Origin of the sequence: Streptomyces sp. RG80, from assembly GCF_040446465.1 — a bacterium.
In the GTDB taxonomy this organism is placed as follows: domain Bacteria; phylum Actinomycetota; class Actinomycetes; order Streptomycetales; family Streptomycetaceae; genus Streptomyces.
On record NZ_JBEAAJ010000014.1, the window covers coordinates 288,936 to 311,418 of the forward strand.

General features: G+C 69.6%; 19 protein-coding genes, 1 tRNA gene and 1 pseudogene. 5 read left to right on the forward strand and 16 right to left on the reverse strand.

Annotation, left to right across the window (positions count from 1 at the left end):
* Nucleotides 1–233 precede the first annotated feature (233 nt).
* Nucleotides 234–2,408, reverse strand: a complete 2,175-nt coding sequence (locus ABKA17_RS40760) for an FUSC family protein (protein ID WP_353697457.1) — start codon at nt 2,406–2,408, stop codon at nt 234–236.
* Between the two features lie 107 nt (nt 2,409–2,515).
* Nucleotides 2,516–3,646: a hypothetical protein gene (locus tag ABKA17_RS40765; RefSeq protein ID WP_353697458.1), complete on the reverse strand. Its 1,131-nt coding sequence runs from the start codon at nt 3,644–3,646 to the stop codon at nt 2,516–2,518.
* 491 nt (nt 3,647–4,137) lie between these two features.
* Here ABKA17_RS40765 and ABKA17_RS40770 point away from each other — a divergent pair, with 491 nt between their 5' ends.
* Nucleotides 4,138–4,587 (forward strand): DUF1931 family protein, encoded by a 450-nt coding sequence (locus ABKA17_RS40770; protein ID WP_353697459.1) that lies wholly within the window; start codon nt 4,138–4,140, stop codon nt 4,585–4,587.
* A 40-nt stretch (nt 4,588–4,627) separates the two neighbouring features.
* Here ABKA17_RS40770 and ABKA17_RS40775 read toward each other — a convergent pair whose 3' ends face one another.
* The 11 genes from ABKA17_RS40775 to ABKA17_RS40825 all read right to left on the reverse strand — a co-directional run bounded on the left by ABKA17_RS40775 (nt 4,628) and on the right by ABKA17_RS40825 (nt 15,310).
* Nucleotides 4,628–5,020 carry a DUF2267 domain-containing protein gene (locus ABKA17_RS40775; protein WP_037722255.1) on the reverse strand — a complete coding sequence of 131 codons (393 nt, stop codon included), beginning with the start codon at nt 5,018–5,020 and terminating at the stop codon, nt 4,628–4,630.
* A gap of 197 nt (nt 5,021–5,217) precedes the next feature.
* On the reverse strand, nt 5,218–5,715 hold the full coding sequence (locus ABKA17_RS40780; RefSeq protein WP_030323698.1) for an Hsp20/alpha crystallin family protein: 498 nt from the start codon (nt 5,713–5,715) through the stop codon (nt 5,218–5,220).
* A 46-nt stretch (nt 5,716–5,761) separates the two neighbouring features.
* Complete coding sequence (locus ABKA17_RS40785) at nt 5,762–7,543, reverse strand: FAD-dependent oxidoreductase (RefSeq protein WP_030323700.1); 1,782 nt, start codon at nt 7,541–7,543, stop codon at nt 5,762–5,764.
* The gene (locus ABKA17_RS40790) at nt 7,543–7,806 is read right to left on the reverse strand and encodes a UBP-type zinc finger domain-containing protein (protein WP_031036564.1); all 264 of its coding nucleotides are present in this window, start codon (nt 7,804–7,806) and stop codon (nt 7,543–7,545) included. The genes ABKA17_RS40785 and ABKA17_RS40790 overlap by 1 nt, the downstream gene beginning before the upstream one ends.
* Before the next feature lie 6 nt (nt 7,807–7,812).
* Complete coding sequence (gene trxA, locus ABKA17_RS40795) at nt 7,813–8,271, reverse strand: thioredoxin (protein WP_353697460.1); 459 nt, start codon at nt 8,269–8,271, stop codon at nt 7,813–7,815.
* On the reverse strand, nt 8,268–10,907 hold the full coding sequence (gene clpB / locus ABKA17_RS40800) for an ATP-dependent chaperone ClpB (protein WP_353697461.1): 2,640 nt from the start codon (nt 10,905–10,907) through the stop codon (nt 8,268–8,270). Before clpB ends, trxA begins: the two co-directional genes overlap by 4 nt.
* The gene (locus ABKA17_RS40805; RefSeq protein ID WP_030323709.1) at nt 10,898–11,266 is read right to left on the reverse strand and encodes a chaperone modulator CbpM; all 369 of its coding nucleotides are present in this window, start codon (nt 11,264–11,266) and stop codon (nt 10,898–10,900) included. The genes clpB and ABKA17_RS40805 overlap by 10 nt, the downstream gene beginning before the upstream one ends.
* Nucleotides 11,266–12,195, reverse strand: coding sequence for a DnaJ C-terminal domain-containing protein (locus ABKA17_RS40810; protein WP_353697462.1), 930 nt, complete (start codon nt 12,193–12,195; stop codon nt 11,266–11,268). Before ABKA17_RS40810 ends, ABKA17_RS40805 begins: the two co-directional genes overlap by 1 nt.
* 6 nt (nt 12,196–12,201) lie before the next feature.
* On the reverse strand, nt 12,202–12,789 hold the full coding sequence (locus ABKA17_RS40815) for a nucleotide exchange factor GrpE (RefSeq protein ID WP_353697463.1): 588 nt from the start codon (nt 12,787–12,789) through the stop codon (nt 12,202–12,204).
* 10 nt (nt 12,790–12,799) lie between these two features.
* Nucleotides 12,800–14,716 carry a molecular chaperone DnaK gene (gene dnaK / locus ABKA17_RS40820; RefSeq protein ID WP_353697464.1) on the reverse strand — a complete coding sequence of 639 codons (1,917 nt, stop codon included), beginning with the start codon at nt 14,714–14,716 and terminating at the stop codon, nt 12,800–12,802.
* A gap of 66 nt (nt 14,717–14,782) precedes the next feature.
* Nucleotides 14,783–15,310: a YflT domain-containing protein gene (locus tag ABKA17_RS40825; protein WP_353697465.1), complete on the reverse strand. Its 528-nt coding sequence runs from the start codon at nt 15,308–15,310 to the stop codon at nt 14,783–14,785.
* Nucleotides 15,311–15,563: 253 nt separating this feature from the next.
* Here ABKA17_RS40825 and ABKA17_RS40830 point away from each other — a divergent pair, with 253 nt between their 5' ends.
* Nucleotides 15,564–17,324, forward strand: a complete 1,761-nt coding sequence (locus ABKA17_RS40830) for a PucR family transcriptional regulator (protein ID WP_449348259.1) — start codon at nt 15,564–15,566, stop codon at nt 17,322–17,324.
* Nucleotides 17,325–17,456: 132 nt separating this feature from the next.
* On the opposite strand, the gene ABKA17_RS40835 is transcribed toward ABKA17_RS40830, so the two are convergent.
* Together ABKA17_RS40835 and ABKA17_RS40840 are read right to left on the reverse strand one after the other, a co-directional pair.
* A complete protein-coding gene (locus tag ABKA17_RS40835) occupies nt 17,457–17,798 on the reverse strand; it encodes a transposase (protein WP_353697467.1) in 342 nt (113 codons plus the stop codon).
* A gap of 595 nt (nt 17,799–18,393) precedes the next feature.
* A tRNA-Ile gene (locus ABKA17_RS40840) sits at nt 18,394–18,539 on the reverse strand.
* 1,747 nt (nt 18,540–20,286) lie between these two features.
* Here ABKA17_RS40840 and ABKA17_RS40845 point away from each other — a divergent pair.
* Entirely contained in the window at nt 20,287–21,474 is a 1,188-nt protein-coding gene (locus tag ABKA17_RS40845) for a hypothetical protein (protein WP_353697468.1), read from the forward strand.
* Nucleotides 21,475–21,484: 10 nt separating this feature from the next.
* Nucleotides 21,485–21,617: pseudogene (locus ABKA17_RS40850) on the forward strand (IS110 family transposase); the annotation flags it as partial.
* Nucleotides 21,618–21,626: 9 nt separating this feature from the next.
* Here ABKA17_RS40850 and ABKA17_RS40855 read toward each other — a convergent pair.
* On the reverse strand, nt 21,627–22,031 hold the full coding sequence (locus ABKA17_RS40855; RefSeq protein ID WP_353697482.1) for a TerD family protein: 405 nt from the start codon (nt 22,029–22,031) through the stop codon (nt 21,627–21,629).
* Between ABKA17_RS40855 and ABKA17_RS40860 the strand changes: the two genes are divergently transcribed.
* Nucleotides 21,936–22,337 carry a transposase gene (locus ABKA17_RS40860; RefSeq protein ID WP_353697469.1) on the forward strand — a complete coding sequence of 134 codons (402 nt, stop codon included), beginning with the start codon at nt 21,936–21,938 and terminating at the stop codon, nt 22,335–22,337. The genes ABKA17_RS40855 and ABKA17_RS40860 overlap by 96 nt on opposite strands.
* The last annotated feature ends 146 nt before the right edge of the window (nt 22,338–22,483 follow it).

Consider the following 22,483-nt stretch of genomic DNA (forward strand, 5'->3'; position numbering starts at 1 on the left):
CTGCCACCCCGAAGAGGGGTCCGCTCGTCCACCCCGTTCGCCCGCACACGCCGCGCGACAGGCAGGGGCACCCCTGGCATGCCGACACACACCAACCGGAGAGCAGCCCTGCCAGGCCCGAGCAGTTCGACGCCCCAGTGCAACCCATCTCACGGTACGTATGGCGGTGCTCGACGCCGTCGGGAGACCACTAGCCGCTCCAGGAGGTGCGGCGCTCCCCGTGGCCTGAACCGTCACCCACAGCGGTGCGCGGGTCCCGATCCGTCACCTTCAGCCACGGCCGCCCGCACCCGTTGCTCCTCGCGAGCGGAGCCGATGTCCCGTTCCAGGGGTGTGCGGCTCACGGCTGTCGTGAGGTCCTCCAGGGCCCGCTTCTGTAGTTCCGCCCCGCGCCGTAGCACCGGGTTCCGCTCCCCGGATGCGGCTCCGTCCCACGCATCGAGCGCTTCCTCCACTCGCCCCCAGTCCGGATTCCTGTGCTCCCGCACGTCGACTGCCGCCTGCGCTGTGTCCGCCTCCAAGGCCTCTGCGACCCGCTCCGCCTCGGGGGTGGAACGGCTGTCGGCCTGTGGGACATGGCTCTCCATGAGCATCGCCGCCCGGTCGAGTTCCTCGAGTGCGTCCTGCGCCTGCTCCGCCTCGCGCGATGTCAGACCTCTGGGGCGGACCGGTTCCTGCTTTGCCTGGTCGTACGCCTCCTGCCAGGCGGCACGTGCCTCCCTGCTGGCCAGCAGGGCCCTGCGCATGTCGGCGAGATGCTCCCGGGTCGGTTCGGCGTGGCTGCGGAGCACTGCGGCCGCGTAGCGGCCGTCGGCGGCGAGCCAGTCCGCGAGCCGGCCCGGCAGCCGGGGGGTCTCCCATGCGGGGAACACCAGGTACGCCAGCATGGCCAAGGCCCCGCCGAGCAGGGTGAGCACGACCCGCTCCGGGACCGTCTGCTCCCATGCCTGGCCGCCCATGCCGAGCAGGAAGACGACGTACGCGGCAGTGAAGCACTGGGAGTAGGCGTAGCCGGTACGGTTCAGCGTGTACGACAGGCCTACCGAGACGACCGCCAGCGCGCCGAACACATGGGCGTCCGGGCCCAGAGCCCGCACCATCGCGGTGGCGAGCGCCACCCCCACCAGGGTCCCGGCGAAACGGCCCACCGCGCGCGCATACGTCCGGTGGAAGTCGGGCCGCATCACCATCACCGAGGCGATGGGCGCCCAGTAGCCGTGGCCCACGGGCAGCCGGGAAGCGATGAGATAGCCGAGCGTGGCCACCGCCGCCAGGCGGACGGCGTGCCGGAACACGGGCGAGTCCCGGCGGAGCTCACGGCGGACGGCCCGGACGACGACCGGGAGCAACCGGAACATCGTCGGGCGCACCCGGAAGTGGGCGCTCGCGGTGCCGGACGGCGTAGGCGCCCTGTCGCGCGCGCCGCCGCTCCCGGCGATCTCCAACGCCTCGGCGAGCAGTTCCACGAGCCGTTCGGCGGCCTGCCGGGCGGGCCCCTCCAGCACTTCGTGCTCCTCGTCGACGCGCAGGACGTCCGCGCTCCCGGGCGGCACCTCGGCGGGAGTGCCGCGGCGGATCGAACGGGCTGCCGCGTCCAGTACGTCTGCGGCCGTGCCGAGCAGCTCTCGCGCGCGGTCCCGCTCGGGTCCCTCCGCCGGGGCGCCGACGTCCGGGTCGGCGAGCGCGGCGACGACCGGCAGAATGCGCTCGGCGAGGCCCCGGGGGCCGTGGAGGACCGGGGGACGGGTGCGGGCCTGTGACGGCGTCACGGCGGCCGCGTCCCGGGCCGTCATCAAAGGCACGGGGTCAAACTGGGCGGACGGGTCCTGCCGCAGCCGGCGGGCGTAGTCCGCCACGGCGGCCAGGGCGTCGGCGAGCGCGTCACGATGCGCCCCCCAACGGCGGATCGGGAACAGCAGGATCAGCACGGCCTGCACCACGCCTCCGAGCGCGATGACCCCGGCGTGTTCCAGGGCTCGTCCGACGCTCGTCGGCAGGGTGATGGTCACCAGCATGCTGCCGACCGTCGTCGCTGCGACGATGCCGGCGGTCGACCCGAGGGCCCATGCCATCCCCGCGGCAAAGGCCCATACGGCCAGCAGCGGGAGGAACGTCACGAGGCGCCCCGCCGCCAGGTAGCCCACGAAGGTGCTGAGTGCCAGACCCGCGCCCGCGCCGAGCGCGATCACCTTGCGCGGACGCCAGGTGCGCTGGAACGTGGCCCCACCCGCGGAGTAGGCACCGAGGGCGGCGGACGCGGCGTACGCAGGGGAAACCAGCCACAGCGCCGCCCCGATGACGATCGCCACCCCCGCAGCCGTGCGGAGCGCGAGCAGGGGCTCCAGCCGCGTCTCCTCGATCGTGAGCCCGGATCGCACGACCTCCCTGAAGGTCCGCGGCCACCTCACCCCTGTGAGCCTAGCCGGAACGCCCTGACGGGGCCCGTCGGCCGCTCCGCCGCCTCCTGACGGCACCGCGCTCCGACGCCTCGCTGCTCGTGGTGCCGGTAGTCGGTTCACTTCGAGGGCTGATCATCGTGATCTTGGAGCATGCGACGACGTTCCTGTTCGCGCTTCGAGTAGGCGGCTGCCCGGATCGCATCGTCGCTCTCCAGGCCTGATCCCAGCGCGCCGCCCACGGTGGCGACCGAAGCGACGAACCAGGACAGCGTCACGTACTCGTCGGCGTGAAGGGGGGTTCGTGTCACGGAAGCGAACAGTTGGTCGTTGAGGATGAACAGCGCCCACAGCCAGTTGATGACCATCAGACCCACGTAGCAGACAAGCACACCGATCCCCACGGTCACGACCGTCGAGGCGTTGTACAGCCGCGCCCTCTGCCTCGCCTCCGGCGAGCTCTCCGGTGATCGATGCCACAGCTCCGCGTCCACGATCAGCCAGCCGATCATGAGCGCGACAGATCCGACCATGGCGATCACGAGGCGTGGCGTGCTGAGGGACGCGGCCAGGCTCCAGACGGTGGAGTTCACGGTGGCCACTGCTCCCGTGGCGAGTGCGGCCGCCAGGGCCTTCGACAAGCCCGGCACCAACCGCCACGGCCGGTTGGCGCGGACCATACCGACGAGCACCCGCAGGTAACCGCGCGGCCCGCTGACGACGTACCGGAGATCGTCGGTCTCCTTCTCACCGGGTGGGCCCGGATGAACAGGCGCGAAACGATGGACGAAGGGCCCCGGACGCGGCTGACTTCGCGGAGGTCCTTCCGCCCCGGTGGTCCGCGGACCCGCCAGGCGGAGCACAGCTTCTTCGACGGCCCGACGGGCCCTCACCTGCAGCCGCAGGCCTCCCAGCGAAGGAAGAGAGAGCAACGCCAAGCCGTGCTCGTGATTCAGGTTCACAGCGAGCCTGCGCCCGTGCGAGTGCAGCGGAAGATCGGTGAGGGCCACGACGATGTCCCAGTTCTCCGCACTCCCACGGTCCATGATCCGGCGCATCAAGGCGGGCGGGTCCTCCGTCCCCGAGGTGAAGGGCTCACTGACCACCTCGACGTCGAACCGTCGGCTCTGGCCCGATTTCTCGGCGAGCCGTGCAGCAAGAGTCCGGGCCATGCGCTGCGCGATGTCCGTCGGCGCGTCCGGATCCGCCAGGAGAGCCACAACCGTAACGTCCTGCGACGACTCCCGCATGGCTGGACCCTCCTCGTCGGCTGTCCCGCGATCCCAAGTGCCCACAGACGTCGCCCAGGTAACGTCGACGCCGTGTGACACGCCGGGCCCCGCCGGCAGGGGCAGGCCGTACGGCCAGATCACAGGGCCTGCTCCCACCACCGGGCTACGATCGCGTCCCCACGGCGAAAACCCGATCGGGCAGCACCCCGGCACCGTGTCCGCCCGGGAGCCGGAGTCCGGCAAAGACCGGCGACGCCAATGGGTGGGATGGGCCGCGTCAACCGGCCCTGGCTGCCGTTCACCGGCCTCTCCAGAGCGCTCTCGGCCCCGCTGTCGGCCGCACGCCCGTCCGACCACCCGGACAGTCGAACGCATGGGCCTGGCAGGGCAATGCAGGGAGGCTAATTGGGCCCCACATGCGCATGCGTTCACGCGCCCCCGTCGGCCAGGCTGGCTGGGAAGCCCAGGGGCCGGGAGCCACCCGGCTCCCGCAGCCGGAGGTTGCCGTCATGACCGTGATGTCCATCGCCAGATTCGAGAAGTTCTTTCGCGCGGCCGCAGGTCTGAACGTCGACAAGAACGATCTCAAGCGCTACAGCGACTTCGTCGACGCCAAGCTCTACGATCTGCTGACCGTCGCCCAGGCCACCGCCAAGGCCAACGGGCGCGACATCGTCCAGACCTGTGACCTGCCGATCACGAAAGGCCTGCAGGAGAGCATTCACCACTTCAGGAAGATCGACCAGGAAGTGGAACTCAAGCCGATCCTGGAACAGCTCGCCACCCATCCCGCTCTGGACCGCACTCCCGATGAGGAGACCGAGGCGGCCTATCCGGACATCATCGGCGGACTCAGCCTGGCCCTTGCCCAGAGCTTCAAGATCCTCCATCCCGACCTGAAGAATCCTCAGACCCAGCACTGGGACGAGGCTCGAGCCGTCTTCGACCTCCTGCTGTGAGGGGCGTGCGTTTGTTGTCGTCGAAGGCCTTGGCAGGGGCTCAGTCCGCGAGGTCGGCCTTGCCGAACAGGGCCGCGTAACTGGAGGGGAGTTGGCTGATGACCTGGTTCAGCTCACCGCCGGTCACCGCGTCGGCAACGGTGGTCAGGACCGCGCTGGCGTCCCACTGCGCCGTGCGCGGCCGGGCAGGGGTGCGCTCGGCGACCCGGCGGTAGAACTCCTCGATCCCGAAGCTCTGCGCCTGCTGGGGCGTTGCCTGGTTCAGAACCTGTCCCAGCGGGCCGGGCAGCTGGGATGCGAGGTCCTTGACCTCTCCCGGGCTGATCCGTTGGGCCAGCACCTCCAGTACGGCGTTGGTGACGTTCGCGGCTTCGTCCTGGTCGTTGTATTCGCCTCGCTCGCGTACATGGGCGAGGAATCCGTCGTATTTCATCGCTGCCTCCTTCTGTGCCGGTCGCCGCTGTCATGGGGGTCACCCGGGACTACCGCTCGAACTCACTGAGCCCACGGCGGAAGCGGCCGGGGCAGCCGGAATCCCTCCCTACGGGATGACGTCGCGCCGCCGTACGGCGAGCCTCGCCGGCCCGGCCGCGGTGCCGGACGGGCGTCCGGAACCGCGGCGCTCGCCTCTCAGCCGCTGCTCCCGGTGCTTTCACCCGTCTCGCTGATCTCGATGTGCCGGGGCTTCGCGACCTCGGCCTTGGGGACGGTGACGGTGAGCACCCCGTCCGAGATCTGCGCATTGATCTTCTCGGTGTCGACCTCTCCGGGCAGCCGCAGCCGGAACTCGAACGCTCCGGTGCGGCGGGTGCTCCGGCGCAGGACGCCTTTGCGTTCCTTCTCCTTGATCTCTCCGGTGACCACCAGCTCCTGGCCGTTCGCTTCGACGTTGATGTCCTTGCTCTTGACGCCGGGCAGTTCGATCCCGACGTGGAAGGCGTCGTCCGTCTCCGTGACATCCGCCAGGGGTGTCCACACGACTGCGGGAGCGGCACCTCCCACCGTGGACTCGATCAGTCCGCTCATCTCGCTGAGCAGTTGGTCGAACTCTGTCAGCGGATTGCGTGCCCAGCCAAGGGGCCTGTCCTGCAAGGCGCCACCGCGGTGGCGTCGGACGGGTGTGGCCATTCCCCTGCCTCCTTCTCCTTCTCGTGATGTCGTCGCCCGCTGGGTGTCATGCGAGCCAAGCGGACTCCTTGGGACGGGTGTTCGGGGAGCTGTCGGTGCCGCCGGGTGCGGCCGTCTGGCCCAGGTAGCGGTGCACGAAGTGGATGCTCATCGCGCCTTCGCCGACCGCGGAGGCCACGCGCTTCACCGAGCCGCTGCGGACGTCGCCGGCCGCGAACACGCCGGGCAGGCTGGTCTCCAACGTCAGGCAGTCGCGGCCCTGGCTCTGCCACAGCTCGGGAACGGAGCAGGCCTGCGCCTCCGCGCCGGTGAGAACGTAGCCCCGCGCGTCGAGGGCGAGCGCGCCGGACAGCCAATCGGTGTGAGGGTCCGCGCCGGTGAAGACGAACAGGGCCCGCACTTCGAGGTGGCGGTGCTCGCCCGTACGGTGGTCGACCACGGTGACCGCCTCCAGCTCCTTGTCGCCGAGTGCCTCGGTCACCTCGGTGCGCAGCAGGACGCGCACCCGCGGGTGGCGCTCGATCTGATCGATCAGGTACCGGGACATGTGAGCCTCGAGGCTCGGCCCACGGACGAGCAGATACACCTGTGGTGTGTACCCGGCCAGGAACAACACGGCCTGGCCCGCGGAGTTGCCGCCGCCGACCACCGCCACCGGGTCGGTACGGCACTGCTGGGCCTCGTAGACGGTCGCCGAGTAGTGGACGCTCGCGCCCTCCAACGGCTCGATGCCGGGCACTTGGAGGCGGCGGTAGCGGGCGCCGGTGGCCAGGACGACGGTACGGGCGGTGATCTCGCTGCCGTCTGCGAACCCGACGGCGTAGTGGCCGTCCCGCCGTTCGAGCCGGGCCGCCTCCGCAGGGAGGCTGATCCGGGCGCCGAACTTGTCCGCCTGGAGCACGGCGCGTTCGGTGAGTTCGGCGCCGGAGATGCCGGAGGGGAAGCCGAGCAGATTCTCGATGCGGGACGACGTGCCGGCCTGGCCGCCGGTGGCCATCGCCTCGACCACGGTCGTGCCGAGGCCCTCCGAGGCGGCGTTCACCGCGGCGGCGAGACCGGCCGGACCGGAGCCGACGATCAGGACATCGCCGCGGCCGTTGCCCGATCCCAGGGACGGCAGGCCGATCAGCCGGGCCAGTTCGGCGTTGCTCGGATTGCGCAGCAGGGTGGTGTCCCGCCAGATCACCAGCGGCGTCTGATCCGGACCGACCCCGAAGCGGCGCAGCAGAGCCTCGGCCTCCTGGTCCGTCTCCAGATCGATCCAGCGGTGCGGCAGCCGGTTGCGGGCGGCGAACTCGCGCAGCCGACGGGTGTCGGGCGAATAGCGCGAACCGATGATGCGGAAACCGGCTCCCTGCCCGACGAGCAGAGCGCGGCGGCCCAGGCAGGCGCGCAGCACCACGTCACCGAGCGTGGAGTCCCGGGTCACCAGGTCACGCAGCTGATCCATGGACAGGGCGAGGATCTCGCCGGGGTCCCTGACCACGGCGGTGTAGAAGGCCATCTGGCCGTTCAGGAGGCCGAGTTCGCCGATGAAGCGGCCAGGACCGTGCACACGCAGCAGACGTTCGCCGGGTGTGCCGTAGCCCTCGACGATGGCGATCGAGCCACTGAGGACGACGTAGAACATCTCGCACCGCTCGCCCTCCCGGATCAGCACGTCACCTGCCTCGGCGGCGCGCCGCCGGCCATGCTGCGCCAGGCGCGCCGTCTGGTCGTCCGACAGGCGGGGATAGGCGCCGTGGATGTCGGGAGTCTCGAAGGGGACGCTCTCCTCCGCCTCGTCCGGCACCGGCGCCGCGCCCGGCCGCGTCTCGTCGCCGGACATCACACGAACGCCTCGTGGACGAAGCACCACCGCCAGTCCTCGCCGGGCTCCAGCGACGCCGCGATCGGGTGGCCGTCGGCGGCGGCGTGGCGGCGGGCGTGCCGGTTCGGCGAGGAATCGCAGCAGCCGACGTGGCCGCAGGTCAGGCAGAGCCTGAGGTGGACCCACGGGGAGCCGAGCTGCAGACACTCCTGACACCCTTCGGGGGTCAGTGGTCGGACCGGCCGGACGAGCGCGAGGTGGGGGTCGGTTCGTAGGGTCATGGCTGATCACCCTTTCCCGGCCGGTTCGCGGCCCGCGATCGACTGCTCCACCCACCGCCGCAGGACAGGGGCAGGTGCGGCACCCGCCTGCCGGGCGATGGTCTGTCCCTTGTCGAGGACCAGCAGCGTCGGTACCGCCTGGACCTCGAACCGCTGCGCCAGGCGCGGGTTCTTGTCGATGTCGACCTTGACGAGCTTGATCGTTCCTGCCAGGTCGGTGGCGACCTTCTCCAGTGCGGGGCTGACCATGCGGCAGGGGCCGCACCAGGTGGCCCACAGGTCGACGACGACGGGCACGGTGGCCTGCTCGACGACCTCGGTGAAGTCGTCGTCGCCCGCGTCGGCCATCCACGGCAGAGGCTGCTTGCAGTTGCCGCACGTGGGGCGGCCCTCGGCGGCCACGGGTACCCGGTTGGTGCGCCCGCAGTGCGGGCAGGTGACGTTGGTGGCTTGCACGGTACTCATGCCGCCCTCGCTCCCTTCACGTCCTCGGGCTGGTCGTAGGTGACCACCAGCTCTCCGTGCTGGGCGTCGACGCGGACCTTCGCGCCGTCCTGTACGTCGCCGCGCAGCAGGGCGCGCCCGACCAGCGTCTCGACCTCGTGGGAGATGTAGCGCCGCAGCGGCCGGGCCCCGTAGACCGGGTCGTAGCCCTGGTGGGCGATCAACTCCCGTGCCACGTCGGTGAGTTCGACGGCGATGCGGCGTTCGGCGAGGCGGCGGCGCAGTTCGTCGAACTGCAGCTCCACGATCCGCTCGATCTGGCGCTCACCGAGCGGCTTGAACAGCACGATGTCGTCGACACGGTTGAGGAACTCCGGGCGGAAGTGCCCGCGCAGTTCGCCCATCACCAGGGCGCGGGCGTCCGGCTTGATCTCACCCTCGGCGGTGGCGCCGTCGAGAAGGTGCTCGGAGCCGATGTTGGACGTCATGATGATCACGGTGTTGCGGAAGTCGACCGTGCGGCCCTGAGCATCGGTGATGCGTCCGTCGTCGAGGACCTGCAGCAGGGTGTTGAAGACATCGGTGTGCGCCTTCTCGACCTCGTCGAACAGCACGACCGAGTACGGCTTGCGGCGTACCGCCTCGGTGAGCTGGCCGCCTTCCTCGTAGCCGACGTATCCGGGCGGTGCGCCCACGAGCCGGCTGACGGTGTGCCGCTCCTGGTACTCACTCATGTCGAGGCGGACCATGTTCTCCTCGGAGTCGAACAGGGCCCGGGCGAGGGTCTTGGCCAGCTCTGTCTTCCCGACGCCGGTGGGGCCGAGGAAGATGAACGAGCCGATGGGGCGGCGGGGGTCACGGATGCCGGAGCGGGCACGGATGATGGCGTCCGCGACGAGCTTGACGGCCTCGTCCTGGCCGATGACGCGCTCGCGCAGGATGTCGTCGAGGCGCAGCAGTTTCTCGCGTTCGCCCTCCTGGAGACGGGAGACGGGGATGCCGGTCCAGGCGGCGACGATCTCGGCGATCTCCTCCTCGGTGACGACCTCGCGCAGCAGCCGGTTCTGCCCTTGCTTGGAGGCCAGTTGTTCCTCCTCCGCGGCGAGCCGGCGCTCCAGCTCCTGGAGGCGGCCGTAGCGGAGTTCGGCGGCGCGGTTGAGGTCGTAGGTGCGTTCGGCCTCCTCCGCCTCGTGGCGGACCTGCTCCAGTTCCTGGCGCAGTTCCTGCACGCGGCGGATCGCCTGCCGTTCGGCCTCCCACTGGGCGTGTTTGGCGTCGGCCTCGCCGCGCAGGTCGGCCAGTTCCCTGCGCAGTTCCTCCAGGCGGGCTTTGCTCGCGGGGTCGGTCTCCTTGGAGAGGGCGGCGTCCTCGATCTCCAGGCGGGTCACCCGGCGGGTGATCTCGTCGAGTTCGGCGGGCATGGAGTCGATCTCGGTGCGCAGGCGGGCGCATGCCTCGTCGACGAGGTCGATGGCCTTGTCGGGCAGGAAACGGTCGGTGATGTAGCGGTGGCTGAGGGTGGCGGCCGCGACCAGTGAGGTGTCCTGGATCTTGACGCCGTGGAAGACCTCGAGGCGTTCGCGCAGGCCGCGCAGGATGGAGATGGTGTCCTCCACGCTGGGTTCTTCGACCAGGACCTGCTGGAAGCGGCGTTCGAGGGCGGCGTCCTTCTCGATGTGCTTGCGGTACTCGTCCAGAGTGGTCGCGCCGATCATGTGGAGTTCGCCGCGTGCCAGCATGGGCTTGAGCATGTTGCCCGCGTCCATGGCTCCTTCGGCGGCCCCCGCGCCGACGACCGTGTGCAACTCGTCGACGAAGAGCAGGATCCGCCCGGCGGCGGCCTTGACCTCGCTCAGCACGGCCTTGAGGCGCTCCTCGAACTCGCCGCGGTACTTGGCGCCCGCCACGAGCGAGCCCATGTCGAGGGCGAACACCGTCCTGTCGCGCAGTCCTTCGGGCACGTCACCGCGCACGATGCGCTGGGCCAGACCCTCCACGATGGCGGTCTTGCCGACGCCGGGATCGCCGATCAGGACGGGGTTGTTCTTGCTCTTGCGGCTGAGGATCTGGGTGACGCGGCGGATCTCGGCGTCCCGTCCGATGACGGGGTCGAGCCGCCCGGCCCTGGCCTCGGAAACCAGGTCACGGCCGTACTTCTCCAGGGCCTCGTAGGCCACCTCGGGGTTGGCGGAGGTCACGCGCTGGTTGCCGCGGATCTGGGTGAGCGCGCCGAGGAAGGAGTCCCGGGTCACGCCGTGCTCCTTCAGCAGGCGCCCGGCGCCTGTCGCCGAGCCCTCCTCGGTCAGCGCCAGCAGCAGGTGCTCCACGGACACGTACTCGTCCTTGAGGCGTTTGGCCTCCCGCTCCGCCTCGTCCAGCAGCCGGGCCAGGCGCTGGGTGACGAAGACCTGGCCCGGCGCCGCGCCCGGGCCGGTCACCTTGGGCCGGCGCGAGAGCTCCTCGCGTACGGCCGCGCGCAACCCCTCCGGATCGGTGCCCGACTGCTGCAGCAGCCGCGGGATCAGCCCCTCCTCCTGGTCCAGGAGGGCGAGCAGCAGATGTTCGCCGTCGACCTCGGTGTGGCCCAGGCGGCCGGCGGCGCTCTGGGCCTCCTGCAGGGCTTCCTGTGACTTCTGGGTCAGTCGGTTCATGTCCATGGTGGTAGATCACTCCTCATGCCTGCACGCCGCAGCGCGGCTTCGAGCAGGCTGATGCGGTCGAGCAGGTCGAGCACCAGACCGAGGGATGCGTAGTTCAGGCACAGCCCGGTGCGCAGCCGCTGAACGCGGGCCAGGGCCGCCGGGGCCGTGGGGGCGAACATCAGCCGTCCGGAGGCGTCAGGACCGGCGTCCACCAGTCCGAGGGCGACGAACCGACGGATCAGGTCGGGATGGAGGCCTGAGCGGCGGGCCACGGTCTCCAGGGAGAGCATGGGCACGGGCACGATCGCGTACTGCACGCCCGCCTCGGCCGTTCGTGCGTGGGGTGGGCGGGCCTTGGCCGGTCGGTCGGTCATCAGGTCCTCCTGGGGTCGAACGAGGAGACAGCGGCAAGTTCCTCCAGCAGCTCGCGCTCCCGGTCGCTCAGCCGGGGCGGCACCATGATCCGCAGCTCCGCGTACAGGTCTCCGTCAGCGCCGCGCGGGCTCGGCATGCCCTCGCCGCGCAGCCGCAGGCGCCGTCCGCTGGAGGACCCAGCGGGCACGGTCACCTTCGCCGTGGCACCGCCCGGCGTGCGCACCGGCACGGTCGCGCCCAGCGCGGCCTCCCACGGGGTGACCGGAAGCTTCACGTGGACGTCCCGGCCGTCGAGGCGGAACTCGGGGTGCGGCAGGATCCGCACCCTCAGGTACAGGTCCCCGGCGGGAGCGTCGTCGCCGCTCCCGCGCCCGCCCTCCCCGGCCAGCCGGATGCGCTGCCCGTCGGTGGTGCCGGGCGGTACGTCGACCTGGTAGCGCCGCTGCCCGGCCGGTCCGGCGAGGGTGACCGTACGGCGGCCGCCCCGGTAGGCCTCCTCGACGGTGAGCGGCAGTTCGGCCTCCTGGTCGGCGCCGGGCACGCGCATCCGTCCGGCACCGCCGAACAGCGAGCCGAACAGATCCTCGACGTCGACCCCCTCGCCCCCGAAGCCCGACGTGGAGTACCGCACCCGGGGACCGCCGCCGGTGCTCCACCGGGAACCACCGCCGGCGCCGGCGGCGACCTGCTCCTCCCAGTCCTCCGGGACCTTCCGGAAGTCCTCGCCGAAGCGGTCGTAGCGGGCTCGCTGCTCCGGATCGGACAGGACGCTGAAGGCCTCGTTGATCTCCTTGAACCGCTCCTCCGCCTGAGGGTCCTTGTTGACGTCGGGGTGGTACCTGCGGGCCAGGGTGCGGTAGGCCCGCTGGATCTCGTCCCGGTCGGCGGTGCGCGGAACGCCGAGCACCTCGTAGAAGTCGCGTGCCATGGACGGTCACTCCCGCTTGGCGACGGTCACGGCGGCAGGCCGCAGCTGCCGCTCGGCCTCCCCGTAACCGGGTCGCAGCACTTGGACCACGGTGTTCGGATCGGCGTCGGGATCCTGGACCACTCCGACCACCTCGTGCCGGGCCGGGTCGAACTGCACACCTTTCTCCGCGTGGCGCGGGTAGCCCAGCCGCTCCAGGACGTTCACGGCCTGGTCACGCACGGCCCGGACACCCTCGACGATCGCACCGGGGTCGGCGGCCCCCGCGTGGCTGAGGGCGAGTTCCAGGTTGTCGATGACGGGCAGGAAGGCCGCAGCCGTACGGGCACGTTCGGCCGCGGCCACCCGCTCCAGCTCCCTGGCATGGCGTTTGCGCAGGTTGTCGAGGTCGGCCAGGGCGCGCCGCCAGTTGTCCTCGGCCTCGCGCAACGCTGCCGCGTACTCGTCGTCGGGTGCGGCGGTGCCGGTTGCGGCCTCGGGCCCTGGCTCGGCCTCCTCGGTCCGCGGTCCAGGCTGCTGGAGGTCCCCGCGCGGCGGCTGTACGGCGCCTTCCGGCGGCGGGTCGGGCACTTGGCCCCGGGGTGGGATGGGCATGGCGGGCACCTCAGCCCTTGTCGAACTCGGCGTCGATCACATCGTCGTCGCCCCCGGCTCCGTCCGGCGTGGCCCCGCCGGGGCCGGCTCCGTCCGGTGAGCCGGTGCCCACGGGACCGTCCGCGGCGGCTCCTGCCTGGTGGGCCGCGAGGCCCGCGAAGACCTGCTGGAGTTCGGAGGCCAGCGGCCGGACCTTGTCCACCCCGGCCTCGTTCTTGACCGCGTCGCGGGCCTCGGCCACCAGCATCTCGGCGCGGGCCTTCTCGTGCGCGGGCGCGGCGTCGCCGAGCTCACCGAGGCGCTTTTCGACCTGGTAGGCGATGGCGTCCAGTTCGTTGCGCGCGTCGACTGCCTCGCGCAGGGCCTGGTCCTGTCCCCGGTTGCGTTCGGCTTCCTGGACCATCCGCTCGACTTCGCTGCCGTCGAGGTTGGAGCTCTCGCTGATGGTGATGCTCTGTTCCTTTCCGGTGTCCTTGTCCCGCGCGGTGACGTTGAGGATGCCGTTGGCGTCGACGTCGAAGATGACCTCGATCTGCGGCTCGCCGCGCGGCGCGGGGCGGATGTCGGTGAGCTGGAAGCGGCCCAGGACCCGGTTGTCGGCAGCCAGCTCACGCTCGCCCTGCAGGACGACGACGTCGACGGCGGGCTGGTTGTCCTCGGCGGTGGAGAAGGTCTCGGTGCGGCGCACCGGGATGGTGGTGTTCCGTTCGATGATCTTCGTCATCACTCCGCCGCGTGTCTCGACGCCCAGCGACAGCGGGGTGACGTCGAGCAGCAGGACGTCCTTGACCTCGCCCTTGAGGACCCCGGCCTGGATCGCGGCGCCCTTCGCCACGACCTCGTCGGGGTTGACGCTCATGTTGGGGTCCTTGCCGCCGGTCAGCCTGCGCACCAGGGTCTGGACGGCGGGGATGCGGGTGGAGCCGCCGACGAGGATGACCTCGTCGATGTCGTTGTCACTGACCTTGGCGTCGTCCATTGCCTGCCGCACCGGGCCGAGACAGCGCTCCACCAGGTCACCGGTGATCTGTTCGAACGTGGATCGCATGATCGTCTCGGTCAGATGCTTGGGCCCGGAGGCGTCGGCCGTGATGAACGGCAGGCTGACCTGCGTCTGGGTCACCGAGCTGAGCTCGGTCTTGGCCTTCTCCGCGGCCTCGAACAGCCGTTGCAGCGCCTGCGGGTCCTTGCGCAGGTCGATGCCGTTCTCCTTCTGGAACCCGTCGGCGAGCTGGTCGACCAGCCGGCGGTCGAAGTCGTCGCCGCCCAGATGGCTGTCGCCCGCCGTGGACCGTACCTCCACCACGCCGTCGCCGACGTCGAGGATGCTGACGTCGAAGGTGCCGCCGCCCAGGTCGAAGACGAGCACCGTCTCGTGCTGCTTCTTGTCCATGCCGTAGGCGAGGGCGGCCGCGGTCGGCTCGTTGATGATCCGCAGTACTTCCAGGCCGGCGATCCGTCCGGCGTCCTTGGTGGCGGTGCGCTGGGCGTCGTTGAAGTAGGCGGGCACCGTGATGACCGCCTCGGTGACCTTCTCGCCCAGCTGTTTGGAGGCGTCGTCGGCGAGTTTGCGCAACACCTGTGCGCTGATCTCCTCGGGAGCGTAGAGCTTGTCGCGCACCTTGAAGCGGGCGGCGCCGCCGTCTCCCTCGACCACGTCGTACGTGACGGCCTTGGCCTCTTCGGAGATCTCGTCGAAGTGCCGGCCGATGAACCGTTTGGCCGAATAGATGGTGCCCTTGGGGTTGAGGATCGCCTGGCGGCGGGCCAGCTGGCCCACCAGGCGCTCGCCGGTGTCGGTGAAGGCCACCACGGACGGTGTCGTGCGGTTGCCCTCGCTGTTGGGTACGACCGACGACTCGCCGCCCTCCCAGACGGCGATCACCGAGTTCGTGGTGCCCAGGTCGATGCCTACTGCCTTGGCCATGAGGAACTCCTTTCGCGACGGGCGGCCCGCTCGTCCTCGGAGACGCGCCCGGCTTTCCGCACTCGCTCAGGTGACGGCGGGGCCGCTCCGCGGGCGGCCGCTCTTCCAGGCCCCGCTGCCGGTGCTGGTGCCGGTCCCGGTGGGCAGTTCGGCCAGCAGCCGCACCGCCTCCTCGGCGACCGCTTCGTCGGCGACGACGTCGTACTGGCTGGGCTGCATGTAACTCACCGAGGCGAAGTCCCGGCGGCCACGCTGGGCCGCGTGCACCACCAGGCCGAGCAGAGCACCGACGAGGGCTCCGAAAACCAGCCCGTACAGGGCGAGCAGCAGTCCCGACACGACCGGGTCCAGCCAGTTCAGCAGGCCGAAGATCCACCCGATCAGTGCTCCGGCCAGGGCGCCGCTCGCCGCGCCGTGCAGCGCGGCCCCGCCAGGTCCCATGCGGCCCGTCACCTGCTCGACCAGGCGCACGTCCTGCCCGATGATGGCCACCCTCTCCACGGGAAAACCCCGATCGGAAAGGTGATCGACGGCGCGTTCCGCCTCCTGGTAGGTCGTGTACGAGGCGATGGTCCTGCGGGCCTGCTCGTTCATCAGCCAGTCCTCCCTGCCAGGCCACCGGTGCGCCCGGCGTTCCCCGACAAGTCCAGAGTGGCAAGAGAGCAGCGCGCTCCGCCTGCACCCGACAGGTCAGAAATCGACGCAGTCGGTCGGTCCAGGAGAGCAAGGCCAAAATCCAGACAAGTCGGATGACGTTGCCTAGGCTGGGCGCGCAGGGCTCGCCCAGTCGTGGATCCCACGACTCCCTCGATCGCCTCCGATGACCGGAGGGGAACGGGAGTGATCTATGGCCTGCCATCCGTCACGGAGGCTGCCCCCTGACGTGTCCGACCAGCAAGGGAACCGCCAACCGAGCGACACCGCGGGCACCGGACGGCACGACCCGAGCCCGCTCGCGGCGCTGGACCCGCACGGGCTGCTGGTGCTGTCCCACACCCTGTTCGCCTGCGCCGAGCAGAGTGAGATCGTGCGGTTGGCCATGGGGCACGTCAGTGCCCTTGGTCCCTACCACGCCGAGGCCGGATATCTCGTGACGAGCGACGGTCTGGCCCGCGTCCCAGGCCACGACGCGGGAGCGCCGAAGGCCGACGACGCACGGATGACGGACCTGGGCGAGGCCGACGGCTCCGTATCCCTTCCGGAACGGTCCTGGACCTGGGCGTTCGGCCTGCGCGGGGCCGGCGGTCTGCTCGGCTACATCCTGGTCTCCTCCCGCTCCGGGCCCGACGAACAGGGGCGCTTCCTCCTCTCGACCCTCGTGGGGCTCGCATCGGCGGCCCTGTCACTGACGGTCACGCGTGCCGCGCAGCACGACAAGGCCGGTGAACTCAGCCAAGTCCGCACCGAACGGGACACCGCGCTCGTGCAGCTGGCTGCCATGCGCTCCGAACTGCACCTGCAGAAGACCGTGCACGAGACCCTCGCCCGTGTCGCTGCCCGGGGCGGCGGCGAGGACGCCATCACCCAGGCGCTGTACGAACTCACCGGGCTGTCGGCGCTCGTCGAGGACCGGTTCGGCAACCTGAGGTCCTGGGCGGGTCCCGACCGCCCCGATCCCTATCCGGTGCGCTCCTCGACCCACCAGGAAGGGATGCTGCGGCAGGTCGCGCGCGAGCCGGGCCCGGTCAGGGTCAAGGACCGGCTGATCGCCCTGGTCCGCCCGCGCGGCGACGTCCTCGGCGTACTCGCCCTCGAGGACCCCGAGGCGACGGCCGACGAGCACACCCGGTTCGCCCTGGATCACGCACAGCGGTCGCTCGCCCAGGAGCTCATGCACACACGCGAACTCGCCGAGGTCGAACTGCGACTGCGCCGCCAGCTGATCGACGACCTGTTGGAGGGCACTGACGAGACGAGCGCCTACGCCCGGGCCGAAGCCGTCGGCCACGACCTGCAACGCACCCATTACGTGGTCGTGGTGCACTGGCCGGGCAACGCCCCTGACGACTCCTTCACCCGAGCAGTCGAGCAGGCGACAGCCGTCACGGCGACCCGTCCGCTGATCACCCGTCGCGGCGACCGGATGGTCCTGCTGACCGAGGTGAGGCCCGACGACGATGCCGTGTACACGGCGCTGGCCCATGAGCTGGGAACGCCCGGCGGAGCGATCGGGGTGAGCGCCCGCTGCGACTCCCTGGACGACATTCCCCGCTGTTACCAGGAGGCATCGCGGGCCCTGGATGTGCGGCAGAACTCCCGCCAGCGCAGTGGGACGACGTTCTTCGACGACCTCGGGCTGTACCGGATCCTGGGGCCCGGAAACGATCTCCGGGAGCTCGAAGACTTCGTGCGCGAGTGGCTCGGCGAGCTGATCGACTACGACGCGGAGCACGACACCGAGTTGGTGGAGACGCTCTCGCGCTACTTCGACTGCGGAGGCAACTACGACGATGCGGCCGCCGCGCTGACGGTCCACCGCAGCACCCTGCGCTACCGGCTGCAGCGTATCCGTGAGATCAGCGACCGCGACCTGGCGGACGTGGACACCCGGCTCAATCTGCAGGTGGCAACGCGTGTCTGGAAGATCATCCTGGGCGGACGACGCTGACCGCGGGCGCCTGGAGAGCCGGCGCTGCGGGTCAGCCCGGCACTCGAACAAGTCGCCGGTGAGGCAAAGTCGATGTTGCGACCTGATCGCCTGTGGCACAGCCCCTCCGAGCTGCGACAACTGCCAGCTCTTTCACGAGCGGGTAGATCTTTTTCCCGGGAGATTCGCCTGCGACAGGTAGGCGGCGGCCCGACGCAGGACCTCGTTCTCCTGCTCCAACAGCTTGATCTGCCGACGTGCTTCGCGTAGTTCCGCACTTTCCTGGCTGGACGTTCCGGGCTTGGTTCCGTCGTCGATGTCCGCCCGGCGCATCCACTTCCACAGCGTCATCGCGTGCACTCCGAAGTCGGCAGCCACCTGCTCGACCGTCACGCCCGGACCGCGGTTCCTCGCTACCCGTACAACATCCTCGCGGAACTTTTCCGGATAAGGCTTGGGTACAGCGACATCCTTCCCGCCCTCCCCACAGGGCAAGCCAGTTCAGTTGACCTGCCCCACCATTTGGGCTCCAGGATCGGTGGCCAACCGGCAGCTGGGATGGTGTCGTTCTCGGAGGCTCCCCGAACTGTACGACGGATGGTCTGGCTGGCCTGGCTCGACCTCGCCGCCTCGCGATCTCGAGCCATGAGTAGGTCCGATGACGTCCCAGACCAGCCTCACGGCGGTACACCGGAGGTCGAGTGCCCTTCAGGGGCCGTCTTCTGTTGGGGCCTTGGCTCCTTGAGGCCTCAGCCGGACGCACTCCTCGCAGAGCTAAGAACACCGGACGATCGCCACGTGAAACGCCCCGCGCAACACGCAGACGACTCGTCGAACAACGCCTCCGCGGCACTCCCCCGTACCTCCGGCCTCAGGATGGCCTCAATACATGACCCTGTCGCAACGGAGCCGAGCGGAACACGCCTCCGTGGCAACACATCGGTACGCGTCCATGCAGGTCAGAAGGCCATCATGCAAAGCAGCGCCCCTCAGGCGTCAAACTCACGAGCAGCGGATTCAGTCCGTTCAGGCAAAGTTGACGCCCCGACACCCGAAAACGAACGTTTCCGCAGGTCAGTGACCTGCACGGTGGGGCGGGTGGGACTCGAACCCACGGCCGACGGATTATGAGTCCGCTGCTCGTCTAACGGCGGGGTTCGCTTCCTCAACGCTCTTCGGCCGCTGGCGATGTCCGGAGGCCCACTACTGGAACGAACGATGCCTTTGCTACGCCCCCGTCGAAGCCTGACGGCCAGCGGCAGGTGCATCGGTGAACGACGCCTATGGAGAAGGCCGAAGGGTAGGCCCGGGTCACTCGTCCGAGACCAAGATCCTGACCATCCGCGGACCACGTTCTCACCCGTCCACCAGCACAGCACCGTCACCGCAGGTCAGCGAGGGTGCGGCTCGTGTACCACCAAAAGACGAAGAACGTTTTGGTTTCATACAGCCCGAAGAAACTTGGGTTCTTCTAGAGGCTCAAGTCGGTTGCCTGGAGGTGCCGATGCGCTCCAGGCAGCCCGACACGACAGCTACCCAATGCAATCAGTCGGTTTCTTCCAGTCACTCTCTGGCGCCCAGTGAAGTTCTACTCGGACCAGTCGCGGACCAATTTATGCCGAAGCACGTTACCCCCGCGAGCCGCCCGCCCTCAGGCGCAGCGACCCGTCCAATGCCCGGAGGCAGCACCCGAACCGCCGAGAGAGGACAGCAGAAATGGCCGGGCAGGAAGGCCGCCGCGAAGTCGGCCCGCCCCCCAGCTTCCGGCGTGAACAAGGCCGTTGTCAGTGCCGCATGCGATCCTCCTTCGGAAGTGAACAATGCAAAGGGAGGCCGGGTGGCGGCGGGACGTCCTCGGAAGGATCCGCGCGATCCGGTGTTGATCATGCGGGAAGTCGGGCTCGAGCCGCTGGAGCCTTATCCAGGCAGTGATAAGCCCTGGCATTGCCGCCATGAAGCGTGCGGGAGAGAAGTGACACCGCGGCTGGGCAACATCGCTTCGGGCAGACAGGGCGGCTGCCGATACTGCTCAGGCACGGCGCCGGTTCCTCCAGAGGAAGCTGTGGCGTTGATGCGTTCGGCAGGCTTGGAACCACTGGAGCCGTATCCCGGTGCGACACCGCCTTGGCGCTGCCGGCACGTGCCCTGCGGTCGGGAGGTCAAGCCCCGCTACTCGTACATCAAGCGCGGAGGGGGACCGTGCCGATGGTGCGCGCCGAACGCTCCGGTCGACCCCGACCAGGCCGCCGCGCTCATGAGGTCGGCGGGTCTGGAGCCATTGGAGCCCTATCCCGGCACCGACATCCCCTGGCGTTGCCGCTGCACAACCTGCGGAACGATCGGGACGCCCACTCATGGGTCGGTCAAGGGCGGACAAGGAGGCTGCGGCCCATGCGGGCGCAAGAATGCCGGGCGGGGCATCAGCCAGGCATGGTCGCGTCGCCGCGAACTGCCCCGCACGGACGGCGACCTGGCCGCAGTCGAGGCGAAGGACTTCGGCCTGAAGCCTCTGGAGTCCTACCCGGGACCGAGCGGCCTGTGGCACTGCCGCCACCTCGCGTGCGGCCGAGACGTCCAGATCAGGTTGAGCAACCTCAGGCGCGGCCTTCGGGCCTGCCCGTACTGTCCTCCCTCACCAGGTGGCCGACGCCGCTGGCCTGCGGACAAAGCCGAGGCTCTCATGCGTGCCGCCGGCCTGAAACCGCTCGAACCGTACGCAGGGCGTCGTGACATGGCGTGGCGGTGTCGATGCAACGGCTGCGGGCGTGAGACGTCACCGAGTCTGGGCGGCATTCTGGCGGGCCAGGGAGGCTGTCGGCACTGCGCCGACGTGAGGTCGGCAACGGGCAGAAGGATCGACCCGGACATCGCGGTGGCTGCCATGCGCGCAGCCGGGCTGGAGCCGCTGGAGTCCTATGCCTCCTCGACGACGGCGTGGCGGTGCCGTTGCACAACATGCGGGAACGAGGTCTCCCCGAGCCTGATGAAGATCCGTACTGGTGGAGGATGCAAGTTCTGTGCCACCCACGGCATCGATCTGGCAGGGCCGTCGAAGGTCTACGTGATCACCCACCGGGAGTGGCAAGCCGTCAAGGTCGGTATCGGTGCCTGCACCGGCTACACCTCTCGCCTCATCCAACACGAACGCCAGGGCTGGCAGCTGCATCAGGCCCGTGAATACACCACCGGCGCGGCTGCCTACAACATCGAGCAGGCCGTGCTGGGCCGCCTGCGCCAGGCCGGGCTCATTCCCTTCCTCACGAGGGACGTCATGCCAAACGGCTGGACTGAGACCTGCTCCGCAGCCCGCGTCACGGCGGCCGAGGTCTGGGCCATGGTCGACGAGGAAACCCGAAACGCCACGGAACCCTATGCACCCCGAGTCGGCGACCGACCCCGTGCCGCGGTCCTCATCGACGCGGAGGCCGCAGCCGCAGAAATGCGGGCCTGCGGATACGAACCACTCGTTCCGTATCCCGGCCGCACCAACGCGACTTGGCCCTCGCGCTGCATGACCTGCGGGCACGAGGGGCGTCCGACGTTCAGCGCCGTCCGTAACGCGGGCCAGCGCTGTCGCATCTGCCGGGCGAGGGAGACCCAGGCGAAACGCGCCGCCACGAACGCGCCCAAGGCTGGCGAAACCATGCGCGCGGCCGGACTCGAACCGCTGGAACCCTACCCAGGCGGCCATACACCGTGGCGATGCCGCTGCACCACATGCGGTCGGGAAACCAGCCCCACCTACTCCAACGTCAACAGCGGTTCGAGGGGGTGCCGGTTCTGTGCCCTCGGCTCGGCCACCGATGAGCGGGCGTCCGCAGAGGTGCGAGCTGCCGGCTTCGAGCCGCTGGAGCCGTACCCCGGCCGCACCACGGACCATTGGCGCTGCCGCTGTTCCTGTGGAAACGAAGTGGCGACGCGCCTATCCTCCGTCCGGTCGGGAACCACCGGCTGCAAGAAGTGCCCCCGATCCGGTGGTCGAACCGATCCTGCGACAGCCGCCGCGGAGGCGCGCTCCGCCGGGTTCGAGCCGTTGGAACCCTATCCGGGGAAAACCACCGACCGGTGGCGCTGCCGCTGCGGATGCAACACGGATATCACGCTCACCCTGACCAGCATCAGAAGAGGCCGTACCGCGTGCGGCACGTGCTCCCAAGGCTCGACTCGGTAACCATCGGTCACAACGTGCCGAAGGCAAACGCCACACCCAGGCCGTCATGGCGCTCTTCCGCCGCCAGGGGCAACGTTCTCTGGGCTCTCCTGCGCGACAGACGATGCTATGAACTCACACCGCCGATGGCCCGAGCCGCTTGACAAACGGCACTAGGAATCGACGTTGATGCCGTAGTCCGCGGCCAAGCCCGCCAGCCCGGTGTCGTAGCCCTGGCCGACAGCACGTACCTTCCAGCCCGAACCATGTCGATAGACCTCCACAGCGATGGCGACGGTCTCGCGCGAAACGAAGGGAGCTGGCCCGAAGGACGATCTTTCACCCGAGGGTTGGGTGATGTCCGCGCGCCATGTGGAGTGCTGGTCGAAGACAGCCATGGGCTGGGATTCGAGGTCGATGCTGGCGATGACTGCCACGGTGTGGATGTCGTCGGGAATCTCGGGCAGGGGGCCTCCCCCTGAGTGGTGGACACGCTGATACTGGATCTGCTTGATCCGGAGGAAGCGAGAAGACCGCCGATGGCGATGAAGGACTACTCGGACGAGTTCAAGGCCGATGCCGTGGCCCTGTACGAGTCCACGCCCGGGGCGACCTACAAGAGCATCGCCGCCGACCTGGGCATCAACCGGGCCACCCTGCGGGAGTGGGTGCTGCGGGACCGCGAACGCCGCGGTGTCACCGCCGCGGCTGCGAAGCCGGCCGTGCAACCGGGGCCGGCGGTGCCGTCGGATGATCCGGACGAGCGGATCAGGCAGCTCGAGGCGAGGGTGGCCGAGCTTGAGGCGAGCGAGCGCAAGCTCGCCACCGAGCGGGACATCCTGCGCAAGGCGGCCAAGTATTTCGCCGGAGAGACGAACTGGTGAGGAGCCGCTTCCAGTTCGTCGATGACCACCGGGACACCTACGAGGTGAAGCGGCTCTGCCAGGTCCTGGACGTGAACCGGTCCAGCTACTACAAGTGGCACGCCGGACGACAGGCGAGGGCGGCCCGGCAGCGCGAGGACCGGCTC